The organism is Micromonospora matsumotoense (assembly GCF_900091525.1).
In the GTDB taxonomy this organism is placed as follows: Bacteria; Actinomycetota; Actinomycetes; order Mycobacteriales; family Micromonosporaceae; genus Micromonospora; species Micromonospora matsumotoensis.
In genome coordinates this window covers 817462-840771 of the sequence record NZ_FMCU01000001.1, presented here as the reverse complement: position 1 = coordinate 840771, position 23310 = coordinate 817462, and the positions used below count along the sequence as shown (strand labels likewise).

Annotated in this window: 22 protein-coding genes; 17 read left to right on the top strand and 5 right to left on the bottom strand. The window is 73.1% G+C overall.

The window, feature by feature from the left end; translation table 11 throughout:
- Nucleotides 1-77 precede the first annotated feature (77 nt).
- Nucleotides 78-1160 (bottom strand): glycosyltransferase family 2 protein, encoded by a 1083-nt coding sequence (locus tag GA0070216_RS03655; RefSeq protein ID WP_141723001.1) that lies wholly within the window; start codon nucleotides 1158-1160, stop codon nucleotides 78-80.
- Between the two features lie 251 nt (nucleotides 1161-1411).
- Nucleotides 1412-2659: a cytochrome P450 gene (locus tag GA0070216_RS03650; RefSeq protein WP_091238629.1), complete on the bottom strand. Its 1248-nt coding sequence runs from the start codon at nucleotides 2657-2659 to the stop codon at nucleotides 1412-1414.
- 231 nt (nucleotides 2660-2890) lie between these two features.
- Between GA0070216_RS03650 and GA0070216_RS03645 the strand changes: the two genes are divergently transcribed.
- Nucleotides 2891-3283, top strand: coding sequence for a hypothetical protein (locus GA0070216_RS03645; RefSeq protein WP_091238625.1), 393 nt, complete (start codon nucleotides 2891-2893; stop codon nucleotides 3281-3283).
- Nucleotides 3284-3396: 113 nt separating this feature from the next.
- Here the strand turns inward: GA0070216_RS03645 and GA0070216_RS03640 are convergent, their stop codons facing one another.
- The gene (locus GA0070216_RS03640; RefSeq protein ID WP_067312494.1) at nucleotides 3397-3615 is read right to left on the bottom strand and encodes a DUF397 domain-containing protein; all 219 of its coding nucleotides are present in this window, start codon (nucleotides 3613-3615) and stop codon (nucleotides 3397-3399) included.
- A gap of 66 nt (nucleotides 3616-3681) precedes the next feature.
- Here GA0070216_RS03640 and pepN point away from each other — a divergent pair, with 66 nt between their 5' ends.
- The 9 genes from pepN (at nucleotide 3682) to GA0070216_RS03595 (ending at nucleotide 14442) form a co-directional block, all read left to right on the top strand.
- On the top strand, nucleotides 3682-6198 hold the full coding sequence (gene pepN, locus GA0070216_RS03635; protein WP_091238622.1) for an aminopeptidase N: 2517 nt from the start codon (nucleotides 3682-3684) through the stop codon (nucleotides 6196-6198).
- Between the two features lie 57 nt (nucleotides 6199-6255).
- Complete coding sequence (gene nadD, locus GA0070216_RS03630; protein ID WP_091238619.1) at nucleotides 6256-6852, top strand: nicotinate-nucleotide adenylyltransferase; 597 nt, start codon at nucleotides 6256-6258, stop codon at nucleotides 6850-6852.
- A gap of 110 nt (nucleotides 6853-6962) precedes the next feature.
- Nucleotides 6963-7367 (top strand): ribosome silencing factor, encoded by a 405-nt coding sequence (gene rsfS / locus GA0070216_RS03625; RefSeq protein ID WP_091238615.1) that lies wholly within the window; start codon nucleotides 6963-6965, stop codon nucleotides 7365-7367.
- Nucleotides 7364-7993 (top strand): histidine phosphatase family protein, encoded by a 630-nt coding sequence (locus GA0070216_RS03620; RefSeq protein WP_091238612.1) that lies wholly within the window; start codon nucleotides 7364-7366, stop codon nucleotides 7991-7993. Before rsfS ends, GA0070216_RS03620 begins: the two co-directional genes overlap by 4 nt.
- A gap of 48 nt (nucleotides 7994-8041) precedes the next feature.
- Nucleotides 8042-8893 (top strand): DegV family protein, encoded by an 852-nt coding sequence (locus tag GA0070216_RS03615; protein ID WP_091238609.1) that lies wholly within the window; start codon nucleotides 8042-8044, stop codon nucleotides 8891-8893.
- Nucleotides 8894-9180: 287 nt separating this feature from the next.
- Nucleotides 9181-10182 carry a ComEA family DNA-binding protein gene (locus GA0070216_RS03610; RefSeq protein ID WP_245722268.1) on the top strand — a complete coding sequence of 334 codons (1002 nt, stop codon included), beginning with the start codon at nucleotides 9181-9183 and terminating at the stop codon, nucleotides 10180-10182.
- A gap of 101 nt (nucleotides 10183-10283) precedes the next feature.
- Nucleotides 10284-12665 carry a ComEC/Rec2 family competence protein gene (locus GA0070216_RS03605; protein ID WP_091239016.1) on the top strand — a complete coding sequence of 794 codons (2382 nt, stop codon included), beginning with the start codon at nucleotides 10284-10286 and terminating at the stop codon, nucleotides 12663-12665.
- A gap of 260 nt (nucleotides 12666-12925) precedes the next feature.
- Nucleotides 12926-13906 (top strand): DNA polymerase III subunit delta, encoded by a 981-nt coding sequence (gene holA, locus GA0070216_RS03600; RefSeq protein ID WP_091238606.1) that lies wholly within the window; start codon nucleotides 12926-12928, stop codon nucleotides 13904-13906.
- A gap of 98 nt (nucleotides 13907-14004) precedes the next feature.
- Entirely contained in the window at nucleotides 14005-14442 is a 438-nt protein-coding gene (locus GA0070216_RS03595) for a hypothetical protein (protein WP_091238603.1), read from the top strand.
- A gap of 222 nt (nucleotides 14443-14664) precedes the next feature.
- On the opposite strand, the gene rpsT is transcribed toward GA0070216_RS03595, so the two are convergent.
- On the bottom strand, nucleotides 14665-14931 hold the full coding sequence (gene rpsT / locus GA0070216_RS03590; protein WP_091238600.1) for a 30S ribosomal protein S20: 267 nt from the start codon (nucleotides 14929-14931) through the stop codon (nucleotides 14665-14667).
- Nucleotides 14932-15094: 163 nt separating this feature from the next.
- Nucleotides 15095-16207: an aminoglycoside phosphotransferase/kinase family protein gene (locus GA0070216_RS03585; RefSeq protein ID WP_245722267.1), complete on the bottom strand. Its 1113-nt coding sequence runs from the start codon at nucleotides 16205-16207 to the stop codon at nucleotides 15095-15097.
- A 40-nt stretch (nucleotides 16208-16247) separates the two neighbouring features.
- Here GA0070216_RS03585 and GA0070216_RS03580 point away from each other — a divergent pair, with 40 nt between their 5' ends.
- From GA0070216_RS03580 to GA0070216_RS03550, 7 genes are all read left to right on the top strand, one after another.
- Entirely contained in the window at nucleotides 16248-16784 is a 537-nt protein-coding gene (locus tag GA0070216_RS03580; RefSeq protein ID WP_091238597.1) for a DUF4240 domain-containing protein, read from the top strand.
- A gap of 87 nt (nucleotides 16785-16871) precedes the next feature.
- Nucleotides 16872-18749: a translation elongation factor 4 gene (gene lepA / locus GA0070216_RS03575; protein WP_091238594.1), complete on the top strand. Its 1878-nt coding sequence runs from the start codon at nucleotides 16872-16874 to the stop codon at nucleotides 18747-18749.
- A 342-nt stretch (nucleotides 18750-19091) separates the two neighbouring features.
- Entirely contained in the window at nucleotides 19092-19379 is a 288-nt protein-coding gene (locus tag GA0070216_RS03570; protein ID WP_091238591.1) for a GlsB/YeaQ/YmgE family stress response membrane protein, read from the top strand.
- Nucleotides 19380-19602: 223 nt separating this feature from the next.
- Nucleotides 19603-19890, top strand: coding sequence for a GlsB/YeaQ/YmgE family stress response membrane protein (locus GA0070216_RS03565; protein ID WP_091238589.1), 288 nt, complete (start codon nucleotides 19603-19605; stop codon nucleotides 19888-19890).
- Nucleotides 19891-20191: 301 nt separating this feature from the next.
- Nucleotides 20192-21481, top strand: a complete 1290-nt coding sequence (locus GA0070216_RS03560) for a sugar ABC transporter substrate-binding protein (protein ID WP_091238586.1) — start codon at nucleotides 20192-20194, stop codon at nucleotides 21479-21481.
- Nucleotides 21478-22464: a carbohydrate ABC transporter permease gene (locus tag GA0070216_RS03555; RefSeq protein WP_091238584.1), complete on the top strand. Its 987-nt coding sequence runs from the start codon at nucleotides 21478-21480 to the stop codon at nucleotides 22462-22464. The genes GA0070216_RS03560 and GA0070216_RS03555 overlap by 4 nt, the downstream gene beginning before the upstream one ends.
- Nucleotides 22461-23291, top strand: coding sequence for a carbohydrate ABC transporter permease (locus GA0070216_RS03550; protein WP_091238581.1), 831 nt, complete (start codon nucleotides 22461-22463; stop codon nucleotides 23289-23291). The genes GA0070216_RS03555 and GA0070216_RS03550 overlap by 4 nt, the downstream gene beginning before the upstream one ends.
- Nucleotides 23292-23310 lie beyond the last annotated feature (19 nt).

Below are 23310 nucleotides of genomic sequence, written 5' to 3'. Positions count from 1 at the left end.
AGGGGACGGCCCGCGACAGGGTGGCGTCGGCGAGCGGATCGACCCAGGTGGCCGTGAGCCGGTGGCGTTCTCGCCGGTCAGCGGCCCCGGGTGGTCGGGTCGGCCCGGATCCACCTGCTCAGGTCGCTGGGCTCGGCCGGGGTCAGCCGGCGACGCAGCGCCCGGACCGAGTGGGCCGGTCGACGGACCCGCCGACCGGCGTAGCGGACCCCGCCGCGACCCACCCGACGGGCCAGTGCGAGCCAGCCGCAGACCCCGCGTTCGAGCAGCCAGAACGGTGCGGCCAGCGCGGTGGCCGGGGGGAACACCGCCGGTCCGCCGGCCCGTCGCCGGCCGACCTCCGCCACGGCCACCGCGCCGGCCGCGCCGACGGCCAGCAGTCCCGGCCGGCGGGCCACCACCGCGGCCAGCACCCCGGGCAGCACCGCCAGCGCGACCAGCAGCCGCGCCGGCTGGGCCAGGTCGTCGTACGCCTGGCGGACCCGCTGGCCCCGGAAGTGCGCCGCGCTGGGCGGCAACCGTCGTACGTAGAGCCAGGCGGGGCTCGCCTCGGTCCCGCCGTACGCCCGGACGGTGCGCACCAGTTCCAGGTTCTCGAAGAGCACGTCCGGGTCGTAGCCGCCCATCGCCCGGAAGGTGCTGCGCCGCACCGCCAGGGTGCCCGGCCAGTCCGCGCCGAACGCCCGGTTGAGCAGGGTCCGGCCGGTGTCCCACCAGGCGTGCCAGGGCAGCGGGTCGAAGTAGTTCTGCGGGCGGACCAGGTCGGCGGTGTCCAGCAACCGGTGCACCGCCCGCAGCCCCGCCTCGTCGTACCGGACGTCGTCGTCGGCGATCACCACGTGTTCGTGCCGCGCCGCCGCCACCCCGGTCAGCACCCCGCGTACCTTGCCGTTGACCCCGTGCACCGTCGGATCGGGTGGCAGGTGGCGCAGCAGGCCGTGCCAGCGGGCGGCGTGCCGGGCGTACACCTGCGGTGGTGAGCCGTCGACCACGGTCACGTCGACCAGCCGGCACAGCGCGCGCAGGTAGCCGGTCAGCTCGTCCGGGCCGTCGTCGTCGGCCCGGCACAGCGGCAGGACGTACTCGACGGGGAATCGGGGCGGGGCGCCTAGGCGGGACCCGGCCGGGGCCGGTCGCGCGGACCCGGCGGGGGCGCTCACCCTCGCTCCGTCCGGCGGGCGACGGCACGACGGTCGCGACGGCGGACGGCACGGTGGTCCCGGCCGGTGGTGGTGTCGGGCAAGGGTCCTCCCGGTGATGATGGTTCCCGAACATCCCCCGCCGCTGCCCGACCAAACCGCGCAGTTTCCGGCCCTCGACGCGGGTGGCAGAGTGCCCGTCCCCGGGCTGACCGGTCAGGGCGGCGGCCCGTCGGACGCCGACGCCCGGTGGCCCCGGTGCGGGGGACGGGTCAGCCGGCCCGGCGCACGCCGGTGAGCACGAAGCCGCTGGGCGGCAGGGTCGGCACCCGGGACAGGTTCAGGGCCAGATCCTGCGGGGGCACCTGGTAGTCCATCGCCCCGGCCAGCAGGCCGACCGCCTGCTTCATCAGCTCGATGGTGATCCACTCCCCGGCGCAGCGGTGACCGCCCAGGTGGCTGCCCCCGCCCTGCGGCACGAAACCGTACGGGTCGTCGCGCCAACCGGCGAACCGCTCCGGGTGGAACTGCTCCGGCTCGGCCCAGAGCCGCGGGTGGTGGTTGGTGCCGTACAGGTCGAGCAGCACCCGGCGGCCCTTCGGGAAGTGGTGCCCCTGCCACTCGAAGGAGTGCCGCACCCGGGCGAAGGCGACCGGGAAGAACGGGTAGTAGCGGCGGACCTCCTGGACGAACCACTCGGTCGGTTCGTCGCCGGTGCGGACCCGGTCCCGCCAGGCCGGGTGGTCGTGCAGGGCCAGGGCGGCGAAGACCACGTACCGGTCGACGGCCACGGTGGGGCGCAGCACGTTGATCAGTTCCACCGCGGCGACCCGGCGGGGGAGCAGCCGCCCGTCGGCGTCCCGGTGCTCGGCGATGACCGCGAGCGCGCTTCCGGCGGGTGCGGGCAGGGTGCCGGTCCGGACCCGCTCCACCACGTCGGCGATCCAGCGCTCGGCCCGCAGGCGTCCGCGCAGACCACGCCAGTGCCGGGGCCCCAGCGCGGCCGGTCCGTCGATCATGGCCTGCATCTGGGCGTTGCGCCGGACGACCTCACTCTCCGGCAGCGGCACTCCCGCCCAGGCGCAGACGGCCCGTAGCAGCAGCGGGCCGACCTCGTCGCGCAGCACCACCGGGCCGGTCCCGCCCCAGCCCGCCAGTCGGCTGCGCCACTGGTCGGCGAAGAGCTGGCCGAGTCGCGCGACGGCCGAGGGGGTCATGATCGACATGAACATGGCCTTGCGGTCGGCGTGGGCCGCGCCGTCCAACCCCTGCACCCCGCCCTGCCCGGTCAGCGTCCGCTGGCCCCGCTTGGGTGCCGCGCCGGCCCGCCGGAACCGTTCGGTGTCATAGAAGAGCTCCGCCGCCTCCCGCCCGCGCAGGAAGATCGTTTGTTCCAGCAGCAGCCGCGCGGTGAAGATGTCGGTGTCGTAGCGCTCGCACCGGGTGCTGATGAACCGGTAGCCCTCGCGGAAGAACGCCAGCGTGCTCTCCGGGCTGCGGTCGGCCGGGGTGGTGGCCATCTGGCTTCTCCTGACGCAGTGACGGTGGGCGGACCCGGCTGGTCGGCCGTGGGGGTTCTACCCGGTTTTGGGGTATTGAATCCCCCTGTGTGGGCCCGGTGCCGGGGGCGGTCGGCCGGATGTGGGCCAGCAGTCAGGCGACCGCTGGCCCCTCCCGGGACGCCGGAAACCTGGTTGGCTCGTCGGCAGGACCACCGCAGGTGGTCGTGCGTCGACGACGGGGAGGACCGGATGCGGGAGAACACACCGCCGTACTGGCGTCAGCGACGGATGGCCGACCCGCCCGGTGGGTCGGTCGGGGTCCGTCCGCCGGAGCAACCGCTGATCCTGCGACCCCGCCGGCCACCCCGACACTTCACCGTTCACCTGGGCTTCGCCGCCGACGGCCCGGAGCAGGCCCGTGAGCTGGCGGTGGCGTACGCGGAGGCGCTGAGCCTGCTCCGTCCGGAGCTGGTGCTGGCCTCGGTCGCCCTGTCCCCGGCCGATTCCTGGCGGGCCGCGGAGCGGCTCTTCTGTGCCGCCGTCGGCCCGGACGACGAGCGCTGCGCCGACGTCGCCGGCCACCCGGGGTTCCACCACGCACCCGGGCCGGGCGGGTTGGGCTGGGGCGAGGGGGACGGGTGAGTCGTCGTCCCGGGGCCGGTCGACCGGCCGGCGCGGTGGCCGTCGGCCGGCCTGGTGTCCCCCGGGGGGTAGGGCGTCTCGCCGCGTACCGCCCGGGGGTCGACGTCCGGCGCTCAGTCCAGGTCGAACTCGCCGTCCTGGGCGCCCGCGACGAACGCGTCCCACTCGGCCTGGGTGAAGACCAGCACCGGACCGTCCGGCTCGGCCGAGTTGCGCATCCCGATCAGGTCGTCCACGAAGGCCACCTCGACCGCGCTGTCGGAGGTGTCTCCCTCGGCTCGCTGCCAGACCGCCCGGGACAGGTCGAAGTCGCCCTTGGGGTGCTGACCCATTGTTGATCCTCCATTGCCACGCGTAAGGGAAGCCCGGCCGGCTCCCCCGTCGGGCAGGATAAGCGGATGCCGAGCCTGACCCGTGTAGAGGCGACCGCGCGTCGCGCACTGATCGATGTCGAGTCCTATCAGGTGGACCTCGATCTGACCGGCGGCGAGGAACGCTTCCGGTCGACGACCATCATCCGGTTCCGGGCCACCGCCGGTGCCGAGACCTTTGTCGAGGTCAAGCCCGCGACCCTGGAGGCGGTCCGCCTCAACGACCGGGAGCTGGACCCGGCAGCCCTCACCGACGGCCGTTTCCCACTCACCGGACTGGCGGCGGAGAACACCCTCACGGTCACCGCCGAGATGGCGTACTCCAACACCGGTGAGGGGATGCACCGCTTTGTCGACCCGGCCGACGGAGCGACATACCTCTACGCGATGTCGTTCCTGGACGAGGCGCCGCGCATCTTCGCCGCCTTCGACCAGCCCGACCTCAAGGCCCCGGTGACCCTCGCGGTGACCGCGCCACCGCAGTGGACGGTCGCCGCCAACGGCCCGCTCGCCGCCAACCCGGCCCCGGGCCGTTGGGAGTTCGCCCCCACCGCGCCGCTGGCCAGCTATTTCGTCACCCTGATCGCCGGCCCCTGGCACGTACGCCGGGACAGCCACGACGGCATCCCGCTCGGCGTCTACTGCCGGCAGTCGTTGGCCACCCACCTCGACGCCGACCTGGACGAGATCCTCACCGTCACCAGGCAGTGCCTGGACCGCTTCCACCAGCTCTTCGCCGAGCCCTACCCGTTCGTCAAGTACGACCAGGCGTTCGTGCCGGAGTTCAACGCCGGGGCGATGGAGAACCCGGGCCTGGTGACCATCCGCGACGACGACGTCTTCCGGTCGGCGGTCACCGACAGCGAGCGGGAGCAGCGGGCCACCACCATCGCCCACGAGATGGCCCACATGTGGTTCGGTGACCTGGTCACCATGCGCTGGTGGGACGACCTGTGGCTGAACGAGTCCTTCGCCGAGTACCTGGGCACCCGGGTCACCGCCGAGGCGACCCGGTTCGACGGGGCCTGGACGACCTTCGCGATCCGCCGCAAGGCCTGGGGGTACGCCGCCGACCAGCGCCCGTCCACCCACCCGGTCGCCCCGGAGGAGGTCGCCGACGCCGCCCAGGCCCTGCTCAACTTCGACGGCATCTCGTACGCCAAGGGCGCCAGCGTGCTCCGCCAGCTCGTCGCCTGGCTCGGCGACGACGCCTTCCTGGCCGGGCTCAACCGGCACTTCGCCGCCCACCGCTTCGGCAACGCCACCCTGGCCGACCTGCTCGCCAATCTCAGCGCCGCCAGCGGGCGCGACCTCACCGACTGGGCCGCCCGCTGGTTGCGCCAACCGCAGGTCAACACGCTGCGCACGGAGATCTCGGTGGACGCCGACGGCCGGTGGGCCTCGGCGGCGGTGGTGCAGACCGCGCCGCAGGAGTACCCGGTGCTGCGTCCGCACCGGATCGCCGTCGCCCGGTACCTGCCCGACGGCCCGGCCGAACGGATCGAGGTCGATCTCGACCCGGCCGCCGACCGGGGGCGCACCGCGCTGCCCGCGCTGACCGGACGGGTCGCCGAGGGTCTGCTCCTGCCCAACGACGGCGACCTCACCTTCGCCAAGATCCGGCTCGACCCGGCGTCGGCGGACGCGGTCGGCACCGTGCTGCCCGGACTCACCGACCCGTTGGCCCGCGCCCTGCTCTGGGAGGAGTCGCTGGACGCGGCGACCGACGGCGAGCGGCCGGTGTCGGCGGTGGTGTCGTTGTTGACGGTGGCCCTGCCCACCGAGACCGAGGTGGCCGTCGCGGAGAGCGTGCTCGCCCGCAGCCGCAACCTGGTCGACCGCTATCTCGACCCGCTCGCCCGGGACGCCGCGCTGCTGCGGACGGCCGAGGCCTGCGCCACGTTGCTCGCCGCGGCCCCGGCCGGCGGTTCGCTGCAACTGGCCGCCGCGCGTGGGCTGCTCTCGGCCACCGCCGACGCCGACCTGCTGGCCGGGTGGCTCGTCGGCCGGGAGGTGCCCGACGGGCTGGCGGTCGACGCCGAGCTGCGCTGGGCGCTGCTGCGCCGGCTGGTGGTGCTGGGCGCGGCCGGCGAGACCGAGATCGCCGCCGAGGCGTCGGCCGATCCCAGCGCCACCGGTGCCGAGCGGGCGGCCCGGTGCCGGGCGGCCCGGCCCGAGGTGGCCGCGAAGGACGCCGCCTGGGAGATCATCACCCGGGACACCACCCGCTCCAACCGGCTCGTCGAGGCGGCGGCCGAAGGGTTCTGGCAACCGGAGCAGGCCGAGCTGACCGGCATCTACGTCGACCGGTACTTCACCGAGATGCCGGCGGCGGCACGGCGGCGTACCGCCTGGGTGGCCGAACGGGTCGCCCGGCTGGCCTTCCCCCGGTACGCCGTGGCCCAGCCCACCCTGGACTCGGCCGCGGCCCTGCTCGCCCGCGACGACCTCACTCCCGGGCTGCGCCGGACCGTCGTCGACGCCGCCGACGACCTGCGTCGGGCCCTGGTCGCCCGGACGGCGGTCGCGGCTGCCGCCGCCTGACGGTCGGTCCGCGCCGGGCCCCGGCGGGCCCGGCGCGGGGCGGCCTACGATCATCGGGTGGAGGAAGACATCCGGCGGATCGGCATCATGGGCGGCACCTTCGACCCGATCCATCACGGCCACCTCGTGGCGGCCAGCGAGGTGGCGGACCGGTTCGGCCTGGACGAGGTGGTCTTCGTGCCGACCGGTGAGCCGTGGCAGAAGGCGGACACCCCGGTCAGCCCGGCCGAGGACCGTTACCTGATGACGGTCATCGCCACCGCGTCCAACCCGCGCTTCCAGGTCAGCCGGGTCGACATCGACCGTGGGGGCCCCACCTACACCGTCGACACCCTCCGTGACCTGCACCACGAGTACGGCCCGAAGGCGCAGCTGCACTTCATCACCGGCGCGGACGCGCTGGAGCGCATCCTCTCCTGGAAGGACCTGGACGAGATCTTCGCGCTGGCCCACTTCATCGGGGTCACCCGGCCCGGCTTCGCGCTGACCGACGAGCACCTGCCCGCCGACACGGTCAGCCTGGTGCAGGTGCCCGCGATGGCGATCTCCTCGACCAACTGCCGCGACCGGGTCGGTCGGGGCGAGCCGGTCTGGTATCTGGTGCCCGACGGTGTGGTGCAGTACATCGCGAAACGGCGGCTCTACCAGCAGTGATCCCGTCCGGTAACAGCCAGTTCGTCCCGGTAACCGGCCAGAACTGACAAGTCGTCGCTGCGCCAGGTGTGAGACGCTTGGTGGGTCGCACGGTTGATCGAAGGAGAACGGTGACAGTTTCCGAACGCGCTCACGAGCTGGCGATGGCCGCCGCCCAGGCTGCGGCCGACAAGAAGGCGCAGGACATCGTCCTCATCGACGTGGGTGAGCAGCTCGCCATCACCGACGTGTTCCTGGTCGCCTCCGCGCCCAACGAGCGCCAGGTGATGGCCATCGTCGATGCCATCGAGGAGCGTCTGTTGGAGCTGCCCGAGAAGGCCAAGCCGCTCCGCCGCGAGGGCGAGCGCGGTGGCCGCTGGGTGCTGCTCGACTTCGTCGACATGGTGGTCCACGTCCAGCACACCGAGGAGCGCGAGTTCTACGCCCTCGACCGGCTCTGGAAGGACTGCCCGCAGCTGCCGTTCGTCGACCGTGACCTGGTCGACGCCGACGCCGCCGGTTCCGCCGCCGAATGACCCGCCTGATCGTCTGGCGGCACGGCAACACCGACTGGAACGCTGCCGGCCGGGTTCAGGGGCAGGTCGACGTACCGCTCAACGAGCTCGGCCGGGACCAGGCCCGGACCGCCGCGCCGCTGCTCGCGGCGCTGCGTCCGGACGTCGTCGTCGCCTCCGACCTGCGCCGGGCCGCCGACACCGCCGCCGCGCTCGCCCAGCTGACCGGCCAGCCGGTACGCCCCGACACCCGGCTGCGGGAACGACACTTCGGCCAGTGGCAGGGGCTCGCCCTGACCGACGCCGCCGCACGGTTCCCCACCGAGCACGCCCGCTGGCGGGCCGGCGAGCCGGACCCGGGCGCGGGCATCGAATCCCTCGACGACCTCGGCAAGCGCGTCGGTGAGGCGCTGCTGGCCGCCGCCGAGCTGGTCGACGGTGGCACCGTCGTGGTCGCCACCCACGGCGGTGCGGCCCGGCAGGGCGTCGGTCACCTGCTCGGCTGGGACCACTCGGTGCTGCGCAGCGTCGGCTCACTGGCCAACTGCCACTGGACCGAGCTGCGGCACAACGACGTCCGGGGCTGGCACCTGCGCGCCCACAACGTCGGCCCGATCACCCGGCCGGCGCAATCCGAGCCGGTCTGAGCCGGTCGGCCCGGGCGGTCGGCCCCGGCATCGGCTAGCGTGCCGGGCATGTCCGTCGCGGTCGTCACCGACTCCACCGCCTACCTGCCCCCCGAACCGGTGCGGGCGCACCGGTTGACCGTGGTGCCGTTGACCGTCGTGCTCAACGGAGCCGAGGGGCTGGAGGGGGTGGAGACCTTCCCCGCCGACGCCACCCGGGTGCTCGGTGGCCGACGGGTCTCGGTGAGCACGTCCCGCCCCTCCCCGGCACAGTTCGTCGCGACCTACCGGCGGTTGCTGGCCGACGGCGCGGACGGGGTGGTGTCGGTGCACCTGTCGGCCGAACTGTCCGGCACGGTGGCGGCGGCCCGGCTCGCCGCCGCCGAGGTCGGTGACCGCGTCGAGGTGGTCGACAGCCGGGCCGCCGGCATGGGCCTCGGCTTCCCGGTGCTCGCCGCCGCCACTGCCGCCGAGACCGGTGCCGACCTGGCCGGGGTACGCGCCGCAGCGCTGGCCGCCGTCGACCGGACCACCATCTTTTTCTATGTCGACACGCTGGAGTTCCTGCGTCGGGGCGGCCGGATCAACGCGGCCGAGGCGCTGCTCGGCACCGCCCTGTCGGTGAAGCCGATCATGCACATGCCGGACGGCGCGATCGTGGTACGCGACAAGGTGCGTACCGCCAGCCGGGGGGTGGCCCGCCTGATCGACCTGGCGGTCGAGGCCGCCGCCGACGCCGACGTGGATCTCGGCGTGCACCACCTCGCCGCCCCGCAACGCGCCCAGCAGTTGGTCGAGGCGCTCACCGCCCGGTTCGGCGACCGCCTGCACGACACCTACGTCTCCGAGGCCGGTGCGGTGGTCGCCGCCCACGCCGGACCGGGCCTGGCCAGCGTGGTGGTCCACCGCCGGCCGACCTGAGCCGGGACGGGCGCCGGCAGCTGCCCCGTTGACTGCTCGGGTCGGCGACGCGACGCCTTCCGAGCGCCACGTGGATCTCGGCATGCACCGCCTGTGGCGGCGCGGCGGCGGCACCGGGCACACGGCGGGGACGAACCCCTGACCCGGCAACCGTCCGCTGTGCGTTACCCGCTGTGCGCTGTAGCAGATCTGACCATGATCAGGCGGTTGTCCACAGCCGGTGCCGTTGTCCACAGCCGACCTCCGACGAGCGGAGCAGGTGCCCTCCGCCGGCCTAATCTCGCGCCGTGTCGGAGGATGAGGAAACCAGGGTGCGGCGGCGGCTGTACCGGCTGACCGACGGGGTGTCGGCAGGGCCGCCGCTGTCACCGCCCCGCCCGTACGGGCCGGTGGGGCTGCGCGTACCGCCGGGTGACGGCGTGGGTGGGGCGTCGGCCCGCCGTCGGTCCGGGCCGGCCGCCGACACCAGCCCCCGCGACGCCGGGCCGGCCGGTGGACCCCTCAAGGTCGGTCCTTCCGATGCCGACTGGGCGCGTCACACCGAAGTGGACGATCCGGTCCGGGACGGCGGTTCCGTCCGGTCCGCCGACCTCGACCGGGCGCACCACGCCGCCGGTGACGACGGGATCTCCGCCGGTCGGCTGCCCGGGCCCGGCGTCTTCGACCCCGGCCGGCGCGGGGTCCGGGCGTTGGCTGCCGTGGCAGTGGTCGTGGTGCTCGGCGCGGGGTTCTGGGCCTGGCGCTCCCGCCCCCAGGCGCAACCGGTCCCGGCGGCGACTGCGGTGGCGGGGCCGGAGTCCTCAGCCGGGGCCGCGTCGGGCCCGGCCCCGAAACCGACCGGCGACCTGGTGGTGGCGGTGGCCGGCAAGGTACGCCGCCCCGGGCTCGTCCGGGTGCCGGCCGGGGCGCGGGTCGCCGACGCGGTCGAGGCAGCCGGTGGTGCCCTGCCCGGCGTCGACGTGGCGTTGCTCAACCCGGCGCGGAAGCTGACCGACGGGGAACTGATCCTGGTCGGCGTCACCGCACCACCCGGTGGAACCGGCCCGGACGGTGCTGCGGCCGGCCCCGCAGCAGCGCCGCCCGGGGGAGTTCCGAGCGGTCGGGTCAACCTCAACACGGCCACGTTGGCGCAGCTCGACGCGCTGCCCGGGGTCGGCCCGGTGCTCGCCCAACGCATCCTCACCCACCGCGACCAGCAGGGCGGCTTCCGTAGCGTGGGCGACCTGCGCCAGGTCGACGGCATCGGCGACGCCCGGTACGAGCAGCTCAAGGACCTGGTGACGGTGTGACCGGCCGTCCCGAGCCGGTGCAGGACCGGCGGAGCAGCGCTGCCGGCCGGTGGCCCGGGGTGGGCGGCCAAGGTGCCGGCGGCCCCGCACCCGCCGGCGCGATGACCGCTGCATCCGGCGACCCCGCCACCGGCGACCGGCTTCCCGACCTGCGCCTGGCCGGGCTGGCGGTGGCGGCCTGGTGGGCGGCGCTGGCCTGCCTGCACCTCACCGCCCGGACGGCGGTCCTGCTGGCGGCCGCCGCCGCTGTCCTCGCCGCCCTGCTCGCCGGGCACCTGTGCGGCGTGCTGGGCACCCCGGCCGCCCCCGTCCGCCGGTACGGCTGGATCGCCGTCGCCGTGCTGCTCGGTGTGGTCTGCGGCAGCACCGCCACCGGGGCCCGGCTGCACGTCCGGGACGCCGCTCCGGTGCGTGCCCTGGTCGACGACCGGGCCCGGGTCACCGCCGAGCTGGTGCTCCGCGACGATCCCCGCCCGGTCCGGGGCGCGCCGGGCCGCCCGGCGACCCTGCTCGTCACCGCGCAGTCGACCGTCCTCACCGACCCCCAGGGCCATCGCCTGCGGGTCCCCGTGCGGGTGCTCGTGCTCGCCACCGACCCGGCCTGGCGGGGTCTGCTGCCCGGACAGCGACTGACCGCCCAGGGGCGGTTGGCCGCACCCCGGGGCGGCGATCTCACCGCTGCCGTGCTGACCGTGCCGGGTCCTCCCGTCCGGCACGGGCCACCGCCGTGGCTCCAGCGTGCCGCCGGCACCCTGCGGGCCGGTCTGCAGCGGGCCTGCACACCGCTCCCACCCGATCAGGGTGGTCTGTTGCCCGGCCTGGTCGTCGGCGACACCAGCCGGTTGCCGGCCACCGTGGAGGAGGACTTCCGGGCCACCGGGATGACCCATCTCAACGCGGTGTCCGGGTCGAACGTGGCGATCGTGGTCGGCGCGGTGCTGCTGCTGGCCCGCTGGGGCCGGGCCGGTCCCCGGCTGGCGGCGATCCTCTGTGGCCTCGCCCTGATCGGCTTCGTCGTCCTGGTCCGTCCCTCGCCCAGTGTGGTCCGGGCGGCCACCATGGGGGCGATCGGGCTGGCCGCGTTGGCCGCCGGACGTCCCCGGGCCACCCTGCCGGCGTTGGCCGCGGCGGTGGCCGTGCTGGTGCTGGTCGACCCGGAGTTGGCCGGTGACGCCGGTTTCGCGCTGTCCGTCCTGGCCACCGGTGGGTTGCTGCTGCTCGCCCCGGGCTGGCGGGACGGGCTGCGACGCCGGGGCGTGCCGGCGGGGTTCGCGGAGGCGCTCGCCGTCCCGGCGGCGGCCCAACTCGCCTGCGGGCCGGTGGTGGCGGGCATCTCCGGCACGGTGAGCCTGGTGGCGGTGCCGGCCAACCTGCTGGTGGTGCCGGCGATCGCCCCGGCCACGGTGTTGGGGGTGGCGGCGGCGGTCGTCTCCCCGGTGTGGCCGGCCGGCGCGGAGTTCAGCGCCTGGTTGGCGAGCTGGCCGGCCTGGTGGCTGGTCACCGTGGCCCGGGTCGGGGCCCGCCTGCCGGCCGGGACCCTGCCCTGGCCGGGTGGGCTGCCGGGCGCGTTGCTGCTCGCCGGGCTGACCCTGGGGTTGCTGCTGGCCGTCCGCCGACCGCTGATCCGCCGGCTGGTGGCCGTCGGCGCGGTGGCGGTGGTGCTGGGCACCCTCCCGGTCCGGCTGGTCGCCAGCGGGTGGCCGCCGGACGGTTGGGTGGTGGCGGCGTGCGCCGTCGGACAGGGGGACGCCATCGTGCTGCCGGTGACGCCCGGGCGGGCGGTGGTGGTGGACGCCGGTCCGGAGCCGTCGGCGGTGGACGCCTGCCTGCGCCGGCTCGGGGTGCGTGAGGTGTCGTTGCTGGTGGTCAGCCACTTCCACGCCGACCATGTCGGTGGCGTGGCCGGGGTGTCCCGGGGTCGACGGGTGGCCATGGTGCTCGCTCCGGCACTGGCCGAGCCGGCGGCGGGACGGGACCTGGTGACGGCCGCCGTCGGTGCTGCGCGGCAGGTGGTGCCGGCGGCGGGTTGGTCGTACCGGTCGGGTGGGGTGGAGGTGGTCGCGCTCGGGCCGCCCTACCCGATGCGGGGCACCCGGTCCGACCCGAACAACAACTCACTGGTGTTGCGGGCCACCGTGGCCGGCGTACGTATCGTGCTGCCCGGGGACGCGGAGACGGAGGAGCAGCGGGCACTGCTGGACCGGACGCCGCCGCAGGAATTGCGGGCTGAGGTGCTCAAGGTGGCCCACCACGGCAGCGCGTACCAGGACCCGGCCTTCCTCGACGCGGTCCGGCCGATGGTGGCGTTGGTGCCGGTGGGAGTCGACAACGACTACGGCCACCCGAGCCCGGTGATCCTGGATCGGCTGGCCCGCTCCGGTGCGCGGGTGCTGCGTACCGACACCGACGGGGACGTGGCGGTGGTAGTGCGGTCCGGCCGGCTCGCAGTGGTCGGTCGAGGGCTGTCCCCGGGCCGCCGCTGACCGGGACAGCTCAGAACTGTGCTCCCGAGTCCTCCCCGGCCGATGGGGGTGGGAGGCCGAGCAGCCCGCGCACGGGCCGATGGGGTGGGAGGCCGAGCAGCCCGCACCCGCCGGCGGAAGGTGAAAGGCAATCCGAAGTCGAGGGGGTATCTTTGCTATTACCCGGCAATCGAGGTAAATGTCTATATTTGCACTGAGTGCGGGGTGGGCCGTCGCAGCCGTTGATGAGCAGGCACGATCCTCCGCCGGGCCGTGCCAAGATGAGCGACGTGACCGGCGTCGACATTGCTCCTATTCTGCTCGTCCTCGGCGACGAGGAGCTGCTCGCCACGCGCGCGGTGACCGACGCCGTGGCGAAAGCCCGTAGCGTCGACCCGGAGGTGGACGTCCGGGAGTACCAGGCCGGGGCGTTGGCGGTCGGCGAGATCGCCGAGATGCTCAGCCCGTCGTTGTTCGGGGGGCGGCGGGTGCTGGTGCTCCGGTCCGCCCAGGACGCCCGGAAAGACCTGGTTGCCGCACTGCTCGACTACGCGAAGAATCCCGACCCGGACGTCCAGTTGGTGGCGCTGCACCTGGGCGGGGGCAAGGGCAAGGCCTTCGCCGACGGCCTGCGCGCCGCCGGTGCGACGGTCGTCCCGGCAGCGAAGCTCAAGGGGCACCGCGAGCGGGTGGCCTTCGTCCGCGACGAGATCCGCCGGGGTGGCGGCAAGTGCACCGACGACGCGGCCGATGCGTTGATCGCCGCCGTCGGCACCGACCTGCGGGAACTGGCCGCCGCCTGTTCCCAGCTGATCGCCGACACGGATGGGCGGATCGGCGCGGAGACGGTCTCCCGCTACTACCGCGGCCGGGTCGAGGTGAGCGGCTTCACCGTCGCCGACGCCACCATGGTGGGCGATGTCCCTGCCGCCCTGGAGGCGTTGCGCTGGGCGTTGCACGTCGGGGTCGACCCGGTGCCGATCGCCGATGCCCTCGCCGACGGAGTCCGCACGGTGGCCCGGGTCGCCGCCGCCGGCCGAGGTGATCCGTACCAGCTGGCGAGCACCCTCGGCATGCCTGCCTGGAAGATCAAGAATGCCCAGCAGCGGGCCCGGGGCTGGACGCCGGAAGGGCTGGTCGAGGCGATGCGGGCGGCGGCCGAGTGCAACGCGGCGGTCAAGGGCGGTGCCGACGACCGGGGGTACGCCCTGGAAAAGGCGGTCTTCTCGGTCGCCGCCGCCCGGCGAGGCAGTGCCCGGTGACCGGCCCGATCCGCCCGGTGACGGGTCACCTTCGCCCGGTGGATGGCGGTCATGGCCTGCCTGCTCCCACCCGCCCGGTGCCTGGACCCGCCCGCCCGGTGGCGGGGCACAGCCGGACCGGATGGTCCGCCGTGCCGGCGGATGATCAACGCTACCGACCGCTCTACGCCCGGCTACTCGGCCTGCGCTTCGTCAACCCCGGCGGGGTGCTCTGCTTCCTCTTCTTCGAGGGGGCGGTGGCGCTTGCGGTGCTTCTCGCCCTGGCCGAGTTGGTGAACTGGTGGGCGGTGCCGGTGCTGCCGATGGCGGTGGCGGTCATGGTGAAACTCAACGACGAGGTCGCCGAGCGGGTGGTCCACTCGGCGGCGCTGGTGCCGGAGCAGGAACGGGACCGGTTTCGACGGCAGGTCGAGCCGGTGGTCGGACGAGCCCGGGTGCCGCACACCCTGCCCGGCGCGATGGTCACCACCGCACCCGCCCGGTGGGAGCCGGCCGACGCGCCGTCGCCACGCGCAGGTAGGCCGGCCAGGTCGTGATCAGCCGCCGGTGGCCGAGCAGGCCCTGGTCAGCCCGCCGGAGGCCGGCCAGGTCGTGATCAGCCCGCCGCGCGGAGCGGACGACGGGCCGACACCTGAGCGGACGACAGGCCGCCGCCCGGAAACAGCGCGGAGGGCTGGAGCCGGCACCCGGCAACAGCGCGAAGCCGTAGGCCCCGGAGCACTGCTCCGGGGCCTACGGTCAGGTCTGGGGTCGCTCGGTCAGGCCGAGAGCGAGCCGACGCGCTTCGAGATGGCCGACTTCCGGTTGGCTGCCTGGTTGGCGTGGATGACGCCCTTGCTGGCGGCCTTGTCGAGCTTGCGGGCGGCGTCACGCATCAGGACGGTGGCCTTCTCGGCGTCACCGGCCTCCGCAGCCTCGTGGAACTTCCGGATGGCGGTCTTCAGCGACGACTTGACCGACTTGTTACGCAGCCGGCGCTTCTCGTTCTGCCGGTTGCGCTTGATCTGGGACTTGATGTTCGCCACGCGACAGCCTCGTCTTGATAGCTCGGTTTGGTCTGCATTACCGCGCGCGACGAGCATGCGTCATCGCCACGCGAAAGGCCAGGTTACCAGGTCCGGCCGGACGAGCCAAAACGCCCCACCCCCGCCCGGACCGACCAGCCCCGACGGCTGCCGGCGGCGAGGTTCAGCGCCAGCCCTGCCGGGCGGCGAGCCAGCGCAGGGCCTGCTCCCCGCTGAACCGCCGGTGCGCCCCCAGCAGCGGAGACGTTCCCGCGGCATCCGGACCGGCGCCCCCCTCGGCCGCCGTGGAGAGGTCAGCGGTCGGCGGGACGCCGGCAACCGCTGAGGAGCCGGCGGCCGGGGAGGCTCCCCCACCCGCCGGGGAGCCAGCGGGTGGGGGAGCGGCGGCCGGTGGTGGGCCGGCGGCGGTGAGGTAGTAGCCGGAGAGGGCGGCCAGCGTCACGTCCAGGGCGTCGGCTGGGGCGTCGGCCGCCGCCGGATGACCGGCGAAGATCGCGTCCAGGTCCACCCCGCCGGCGTACCCGGTGATCAGAAGGCCGGCCAGGTCGAACCAGGCGGAGCCGTGGCAGAGCCAGTTCCAGTCGCAGAACCAGGCCCGCCCGGCGGGGTCCAGCAGCACGTTGTCCACCCGCAGGTCACCGTGGGCCAGGCCGACCGAGGCGGCCGCGTACCCGGGCAGTCGGGACTCCAGCGCGACGAGTTCGGGCAGCCGGTCGTGGGCCGCCGGGGGCAGCGGGGGCGTCGGCTCCCGGCCGGCGGCCACCTCGCCCCACCAGAGGATGTCGGCGCGGGCCAGGTCGGCCAGCCGGGGCAGGCCGAGGGTGGTCAGCGCGGCCGGCGGGTCGGCCAGCGCGGCGGCCACCTCGGCGTATCCGGCGAGCACGGCGGTCAGCTCGACCGGGTCCCAGGGCAGTCGGGGCGTCCGCCCGTCCAGGGCGTCGAGGCCGACCGCGTACCAGCCGGCGGCGTCGAGCGCCCAGCGCGGGCGGGGGACCGGCAGGCCCTCCGGCAGCCGGGCGAGGACGGCCAGTTCCCGGGCGTACCAGTCGGCCAGGTGGCGTTGCCGGGTCAGGTCGGCGGCCTTGACGAAGACCCGGCCGCCGGCCGCCGTCTCCAGCACGGCGGCGAAGCCGCCGGTGAAGCCCGCGGTCGCGGTCCGGGCCGCGACCACCGGCGCGCCGAGCCGGGCGGTCACCGCGTCCCGCAGGCCGGCGGGCAGGTCGCGCCAGTCGGGCCGCACGGCGGTGCGGTGGTACGGCGGCAGCGTCGTGGACACCCCACCATCGTGCCCGGTCGACTCTGGGAGACTCCAGGCCATGAGGACCGACGACTTCTGGCAGTTGATCGACCAGGCCCGGGCCGGGGCCGGGGGCGAGGCCGACGCGGTCGCCGCCCGGGCGGTCGCGCTGCTCGCCGAGCGCACCCCGGAGGACATCGTCGGGTACGCGCACCACCAGCAGCGGGTGCTCGCCGCCTCCTACCGGGTCGACCTGTGGGGTGCGGCGTACCTGATCAACGGGGGTGCGTCCGACGACGGGTTCGAGTATTTCCGGGGCTGGCTGATGACCCAGGGGCGGGCGGTCTTCGCCGCCGCGGTGGCCGCCCCGGATTCGCTGGCCGAGGTGCCGCGGGTCCGGTCGGCCGCGCTCAGCGGCGAGGAGTTCGAGTGTGCGGACATGCTGGCGGTGCCGTGGGACGCCTACCGGAAGGCGACCGCCGCCGACCTGCCGGCGGAGCGTGACAAGGTGCCGGTGCCGGACCTGAACGACTTCTGGGACTTCGACGACGAGGAGGAGGCCCGCCGCCGGCTGCCGAAGCTCGCCGCCCTCTTCGTGGAGCCACCCGAGGAGTGATCGGACCGGGTTCGGAGCGACGTGGGAGCATAGAGGGGGCCGGCGGTGCGCCGGCCTGCTCACGTCAGCCGACCAGAACGGACCGCTGTGCCACCGACGCTCGATCCCGGCGCGAACGCTCCTGGTGCCACCGACCCGGCGCGCATCCGGAACTTCTGCATCATCGCCCACATCGACCACGGGAAGTCGACCCTGGCCGACCGGATGCTGCAGCTCACCGGCGTGGTCGACCCCCGGCAGATGCGCGCGCAGTACCTCGACCGGATGGACATCGAGCGCGAGCGCGGCATCACCATCAAGAGCCAGGCCGTCCGGATGCCGTGGACCATCCGGGAGGGCGAGCGGACCGGTGAGCAGGCCGTCCTCAACATGATCGATACCCCGGGCCACGTGGACTTCACCTATGAGGTGTCCCGGTCGCTGGCCGCCTGCGAGGGGGCGCTGCTGCTGGTCGACGCCGCCCAGGGCATCGAGGCGCAGACCCTGGCCAACCTCTACCTGGCCCTGGAGAACGATCTCAAGATCATTCCGGTGCTCAACAAGATCGACCTGCCGGCGGCCCAGCCGGAGAAGTACGCCGAGGAGCTGGCCCACCTGATCGGCGGCGACCCGGCCGACTGCATCCGGGTCTCCGGCAAGACCGGGGACGGGGTGCCCTACCTGCTCGACGAGATCGTCCGGCAGTTCGTCCCGCCGGTCGGCGACGCCGACGCGCCGGCCCGCGCGATGATCTTCGATTCGGTCTACGACGTCTACCGGGGCGTGGTCACCTACGTCCGGGTGATCGACGGCCGGATCAGCGCCCGGGACCGGATCAAGATGATGTCCACCGCCGCCGTGCACGAGTTGCTGGAGATCGGCGTCATCTCGCCCGAGATGGTCAAGGCCGACGCGCTCGGCGTCGGCGAGGTGGGCTACCTGATCACCGGTGTGAAGGACGTCCGGCAGTCCCGGGTCGGTGACACCGTCACGATCAACTCCCGGCCGGCCACCGAGGCGCTCGGCGGCTACAAGGACCCCAAGCCGATGGTCTACTCCGGCCTCTATCCGATCGACGGCTCGGACTACCCCAACCTGCGCGAGGCGCTGGACAAGCTCAAGCTCAACGACGCCGCGCTCGACTACGAGCCGGAGACGTCCGGGGCGCTCGGCTTCGGCTTCCGCTGCGGCTTCCTCGGCCTGCTGCACCTGGAGATCATCCGGGAGCGGCTGGAACGGGAGTACAACCTCGACCTGATCTCCACCGCGCCGAACGTGGTCTACCGGGCCGTCACCGACGACGGTGAGGAGATCGTGGTGACCAACCCGAGCGAGTACCCCACCGGCCGGATCGCCGAGGTGTACGAGCCGGTCGTGCGGGCCAGCGTGCTCACCCCGAACGACTACGTCGGTGCGGTGATGGAGCTGTGCCAGGGGCGGCGCGGCAGCCTGCTCGGCATGGAGTACCTCTCCGCCGACCGGGTGGAGTTGCGCTACACCCTCCCGCTCGCCGAGATCATCTATGACTTCTTCGACCAGTTGAAGAGCCGCACCAAGGGTTACGCCTCGCTGGACTACGAGCCCTCCGACGAGCAGGCGTCCGACCTGGTCAAGGTGGACATCCTGCTGCACGGTGAGCCGGTGGACGCGTTCAGCGCGATCGTGCACAAGGACAAGGCGTACCACTACGGCACGTCGATCGCGGCCAAGCTGCGCAACCTGATCCCGCGCCAGCAGTTCGAGGTGCCGATCCAGGCGGCCATCGGCAGCCGGGTGATCGCCCGGGAGACCATCCGCGCCATCCGCAAGGACGTCCTCGCCAAGTGCTACGGCGGTGACATCAGCCGTAAGCGCAAGCTGCTGGAGAAGCAGAAGGAGGGCAAGAAGCGGATGAAGATGGTGGGCCGGGTGGAGGTGCCCCAGGAGGCCTTCATCGCGGCGCTCTCCTCGGACTCCGGCGACGTCAAGTCGGCCGGCAAGAAGTAGCGGGGCCGGGCGCACCGGCCGAGCCCGGAAGCCCCCGCCCCTGCGGTCCACGGTGGCCGGTACCCGGTGTTTCCCGCCGGGTGCCGGCCACCGTCGGCTGGGCGCCCCACCTGTCGTACGGAAAAATTTCCCTCGCCCTCCGGGACGCGCGCGACGCCCCACCGGATGCCTGTTGACCTGCCCAAATATCGACCGCTGGCAAAACGACGCACCGTCGTCGTATCGACGTGCGGCGACTCGCCTGGGGATGAGTCGGTTTGGGTTGGCGGGCGGTCGGGAATCTAACTGTCACGACAGGAACCACACATACCGTGTGACTCAACTTGGAGGAGGAGGGCGACCGTGGAGTTCACCGTCTGGGGCATCATCACTGCGCTCGTTGTTGGTCTCATCATCGGCGCTCTGGGCCGCTTGGTCGTGCCGGGCCGCCAGAACATGCCGATCTGGATGCACATGCTGATCGGCGTGGGCGCCGCGCTGCTGGGCACCGTGCTGGCCCGGGCGATGGGCATCGCCACGGAGACCGCCGGCATCGACTGGACCGAGCTGCTGGTGCAGGTCGTCCTCGCGGCCATCGCCGTGGCCCTGGTGGCCGGCGTGGGTCGCCGCCGCGGCGTCACCCACCGGTAATCAGCCGTACCGCTCGGCGGGCGCCCGCACCCTTCGGGGTCGGGCGCCCGCTCGCGTCCGCCCTGAGCTGCCGCTCCCGTGGGAAGCGGATCGATCGCGGTGGCGGGCGATCTAGACCGGATCGTTACCGGAGCCGGTTTGGAAATTCTCCGCTCCGGGAACCTATCGATCACCACAGCAACAACAACTCACCTGATGACATATCAACAGAAGGAGGACGGTCGTGGAGTTCACCGTCTGGGGCATCATCACCGCGCTCGTCGTCGGCCTCATCGTCGGCGCGCTGGGCCGCCTGGTCGTGCCGGGCCGCCAGAACATGCCGATCTGGCTACACCTGCTGATCGGTGTCGGTGCCGCGCTGCTGGGCACCGTGCTGGCGCGGGCGTTGGGCATCGCGACCGCCACCGCCGGCATCGACTGGGCCGAACTGCTGGTGCAGGTCGTCCTCGCCGCCATCGCCGTGGCCCTGGTGGCCGGTGTGGGTCGGCGTCGGGGCGTCAGCCACCGGTGACCCCGCCCGCCGGTCGGTGACCGGCCGGCACGTACCACTCAGCGGATGCCCGCCCCCCGGTTCGGGGGGCGGGCATCCGCTCGTCCGGGTGCCGACGGTCGAGCCGGACCGGCCTTCGCGGGGCCTGCCTCAGCGACCCCCGGCTGCGATACGGTCGCCTCGCCGACGCCCTCCGGTGGCGTCGCCGACGTCGGCGACGGTCCGCGGCCGGGGCGCGCACCACCCCCCTGTCGTAAAGGAAATTTTCCTACTAGGGTGCGGCTGGGAAGGTTAGTGCCGGACGGCGCGAGGGAGAAGTGGCGTGAACAGGTGGAAACGGCTGGCTCCGGTCACCGCCGTCGTGGCCTCGGCCGCGATGGTGCTCGCCGGTTGCGGCGGTTCCGGCGATGACGAAGCCGCCGACGACAGCAAGCTGACGGTCTGGATGATGGGCGAGGGGAGCGCAGCCCAGACGACGTTCCTCGACGGCGTCGAGACCGAGTTCCGGCAGCAGCACCCCGACACGGACGTGGTGGTCCAGTACCTCCCCTGGCTGGAGGCACCGAAGAAGTTCCAGGCGGCGCTCGCCGGTGGAGAGGGCCCGGACGTCACCGAACTCGGCAACACCGAGACCCAGGGCTGGGCGGCGCAGGAGGCCCTCGCCGACGTCTCCGGGCGGTTCGGCAGCTGGGCCGAGGGCAGGGACGTCCTGCCGGACCTGGTGCGCAACGCCCAGCTCGACGGCAAGCAGTACGGCGTCCCCTGGTATGCCGGTGTGCGCGCCATCTACTACCGCACCGACTGGTTCGCCGAGGCCGGCGTGCAGCCGCCGAAGAACTGGGACGAGCTGGTCTCGGTCGCCAAGGCGGTGCAGGCCAAGAAGCCCGGCACCTACGGCATCGCCCTGCCCGGCAACTCCGAGCTGCCGTTCTACTCCTTCCTCTGGGGTGCCGGCGGCGAGATCGCCACCGACCAGGGCGGCAGCTGGAAGTCCGGCTACACCAGCCCGGCGGCGCAGCAGGCGGTGAAGTTCTGGACCGACCTGGTGACCGTGCACAAGGTCGCCCCGCCCGCCGCCGCCGGGTGGAACGAGATCGACGCCCGTACCCAGTTCGCCACCGGCAAGGCGGCGATGGCCTTCGCCGGAAGCTGGCAGGCCGGCGCGATCAAGAAGGACAACCCCGAGATCGAGAAGGTCTGGGGCACGTTCCCGATCCCCGGCCCGGACGGCCGGCCGGCCCCCGCGTTCGCCGGTGGCTCGGACCTCGCCCTCTGGCGCGACAGCAAGAAGCAGGACCTGGCCTGGGACTACCTGACCGTGCTGCTCAACAAGAAGAACGCGCGGGCCTTCGCCGGCAGCCTCGGCTTCTTCCCGGTCTATTCCGACCTGGTCAGCGGCGGGGAGTACGCCAACGACAAGCTGATGGCGGCGTTCGCCACCACCATGCAGAAGACCAGGGTCACCCCCCTCACGCCGAAGTGGGTCGAGGTCAGCCGGACCAGGACGGTGACCCAGGCGATGAACAGCTCGGTGATGAAGGGGCAGAAGAGCGTCGAGCAGGCCACCGCCGACGCGGCCGCCGAGATGGAAAGCATCCTCAACGCCAAGTGAGCACGCTGACCGAGGACACCGGGACGGCCGCCGCGCGGGAGACCCCCGTACGGCGGCGGTCCCGGGCGGACCGCCTGCCGTACCTGCTTCTGCTGCCCTGCCTGGTGGTCATCGGGGTGCTGCTGCTCTGGCCGTTGGGCCAGGTGGTGGCGATGTCGTTCTTCAAGCTGGACAACGTCCGGCAGTTGCGCGGCGACCGTGGGTGGCCGTTCGTCGGGTGGGCCAACTACACCCAGATCCTCGGCGACCCGTTCTTCCGGACGGTGCTGCGCAACACGGTGCTCTTCGCGGCGGCGAACGTGCTGCTGACGATGGTGCTGGGCACCCTGGTCGGGCTGCTGCTGCACCGGCTCGGCCGCCGGATGGCCACCTTCGTGGCCAGTTGCGTGATGCTGGCCTGGGCGACCCCGGCGCTGACCGGCACGATCGTCTGGAAGTGGATCTTCGATGACACCTCCGGCCTGGTCACCTGGGCGTTCAACGCCCTGCCGGACGGGCTGTCCCAGGCGCTCTTCGGGCGTACCGACTGGTCCGGTTACGGCTGGTTCAACTCGCCGCTGCTGTTCTTCGCGATCCTGACCCTGGTGGTGGTCTGGCACTCGTTCCCGTTCATCGCGGTGAGCGTGCTCGCCGGGCTCAAGAGCGTGCCGAGCGAGTTGCCCGAGGCGGCCCGGGTCGACGGGGCCGGCCCGTGGCAGGTGTTCTGGAAGATCACCTTCCCGGTGCTGCGGCCGGTCTTCGGCATCCTGGTGGTGCTCTCCACCATCTGGGACTTCAAGGTCTTCACCCAGCAGTTCGTGCTGGCCGGCGGCACCCAGGACCGACCCACGTACATGCTGGCCATCTACTCGTACGCCGAGGCGTTCTCGCCGCCGCCCAAGTACGGGGTGGGTTCGGCCGTCGCGGTCATCCTCACGCTGATCCTGCTGCTGGTGACCGGCCTGTACGTCCGGATGGTGCTCAGACAGGAGGACGAGTCGTGAAGAAGGTCGCCCTCAACGGCGCGGGCCTGCTGGTGGCGCTCTTCGCCGCGTTCCCGGTCTACTGGATGGTCGCCACCTCACTGAAGCCCCACCGGGAGATCTTCTCGGCCACCCCCCGGCCGGTACCGGCGCACCCCACCCTGGAGCACTACCGGGAGATCCTCACCGGCAACCTGATCCCGGGCGTCACCTTCGGCGACTTCTTCCTCAACAGCGTGCTGGTGGCGGTGAGCACGGTCGTGCTCAGCGGCCTGGTGGCGCTGCTGGCCGCGACGGCGGTGGCCCGGTTCCGGTTCCGACTGCGGACCACCTTCCTGATCATGCTGCTGGTGGTCCAGATGATCCCGCTGGAGGCGCTGGTCATCCCGTTGTTCCTGATGATCCAGCGGCTCGGCCTCTACAACACCCTGCCCAGCCTGATCCTGACCTACCTGGGCTTCTCGCTGCCGTTCGCGGTGTGGATGCTGCGCGGTTTCGTCGCGGCGGTGCCGAAGGAGTTGGAGGAGGCCGCCGCGATCGACGGGGCGAGCCGGTCGCAGACCTTCCGGAAGGTCCTCTTCCCGCTGGTCGCACCGGGCCTGGTGGCGACCAGCATCTTCTCCTTCATCACCGCCTGGAACGAGCTGATCTTCGCGCTGACCTTCGTCAACGACCAGAGCCGGTACACCCTGCCGGTGGCGATGACCTTCTTCTTCGGCCGGGACGACACCGCCTGGGGTTCGGTGATGGCCGCCTCCACGCTGTTCACCCTGCCGGTGATCGTCTTCTTCCTGTTGGTGCAGCGGCGGATGGTCTCCGGCCTGGTCGCCGGTGCGGTCAAGGGCTGAGCGACGACGGGGGACGGCA

Excerpts from the sequence above, each read along its gene's own strand:
- GA0070216_RS03650 (WP_091238629.1), bottom strand. The coding sequence starts at position 2,659 with ATGGCCACCACCCCGGCCGACCGCAGCCCGGAGAGCACGCTGGCGTTC.
- GA0070216_RS03645 (WP_091238625.1), top strand. The coding sequence starts at position 2,891 with ATGCGGGAGAACACACCGCCGTACTGGCGTCAGCGACGGATGGCCGAC.
- GA0070216_RS03640 (WP_067312494.1), bottom strand. The coding sequence starts at position 3,615 with ATGGGTCAGCACCCCAAGGGCGACTTCGACCTGTCCCGGGCGGTCTGG.
- pepN (WP_091238622.1), top strand. The coding sequence starts at position 3,682 with ATGCCGAGCCTGACCCGTGTAGAGGCGACCGCGCGTCGCGCACTGATC.
- GA0070216_RS03620 (WP_091238612.1), top strand. The coding sequence starts at position 7,364 with ATGACCCGCCTGATCGTCTGGCGGCACGGCAACACCGACTGGAACGCT.
- GA0070216_RS03615 (WP_091238609.1), top strand. The coding sequence starts at position 8,042 with ATGTCCGTCGCGGTCGTCACCGACTCCACCGCCTACCTGCCCCCCGAA.
- GA0070216_RS03605 (WP_091239016.1), top strand. The coding sequence starts at position 10,284 with ATGACCGCTGCATCCGGCGACCCCGCCACCGGCGACCGGCTTCCCGAC.
- holA (WP_091238606.1), top strand. The coding sequence starts at position 12,926 with ATGAGCGACGTGACCGGCGTCGACATTGCTCCTATTCTGCTCGTCCTC.
- GA0070216_RS03580 (WP_091238597.1), top strand. The coding sequence starts at position 16,248 with ATGAGGACCGACGACTTCTGGCAGTTGATCGACCAGGCCCGGGCCGGG.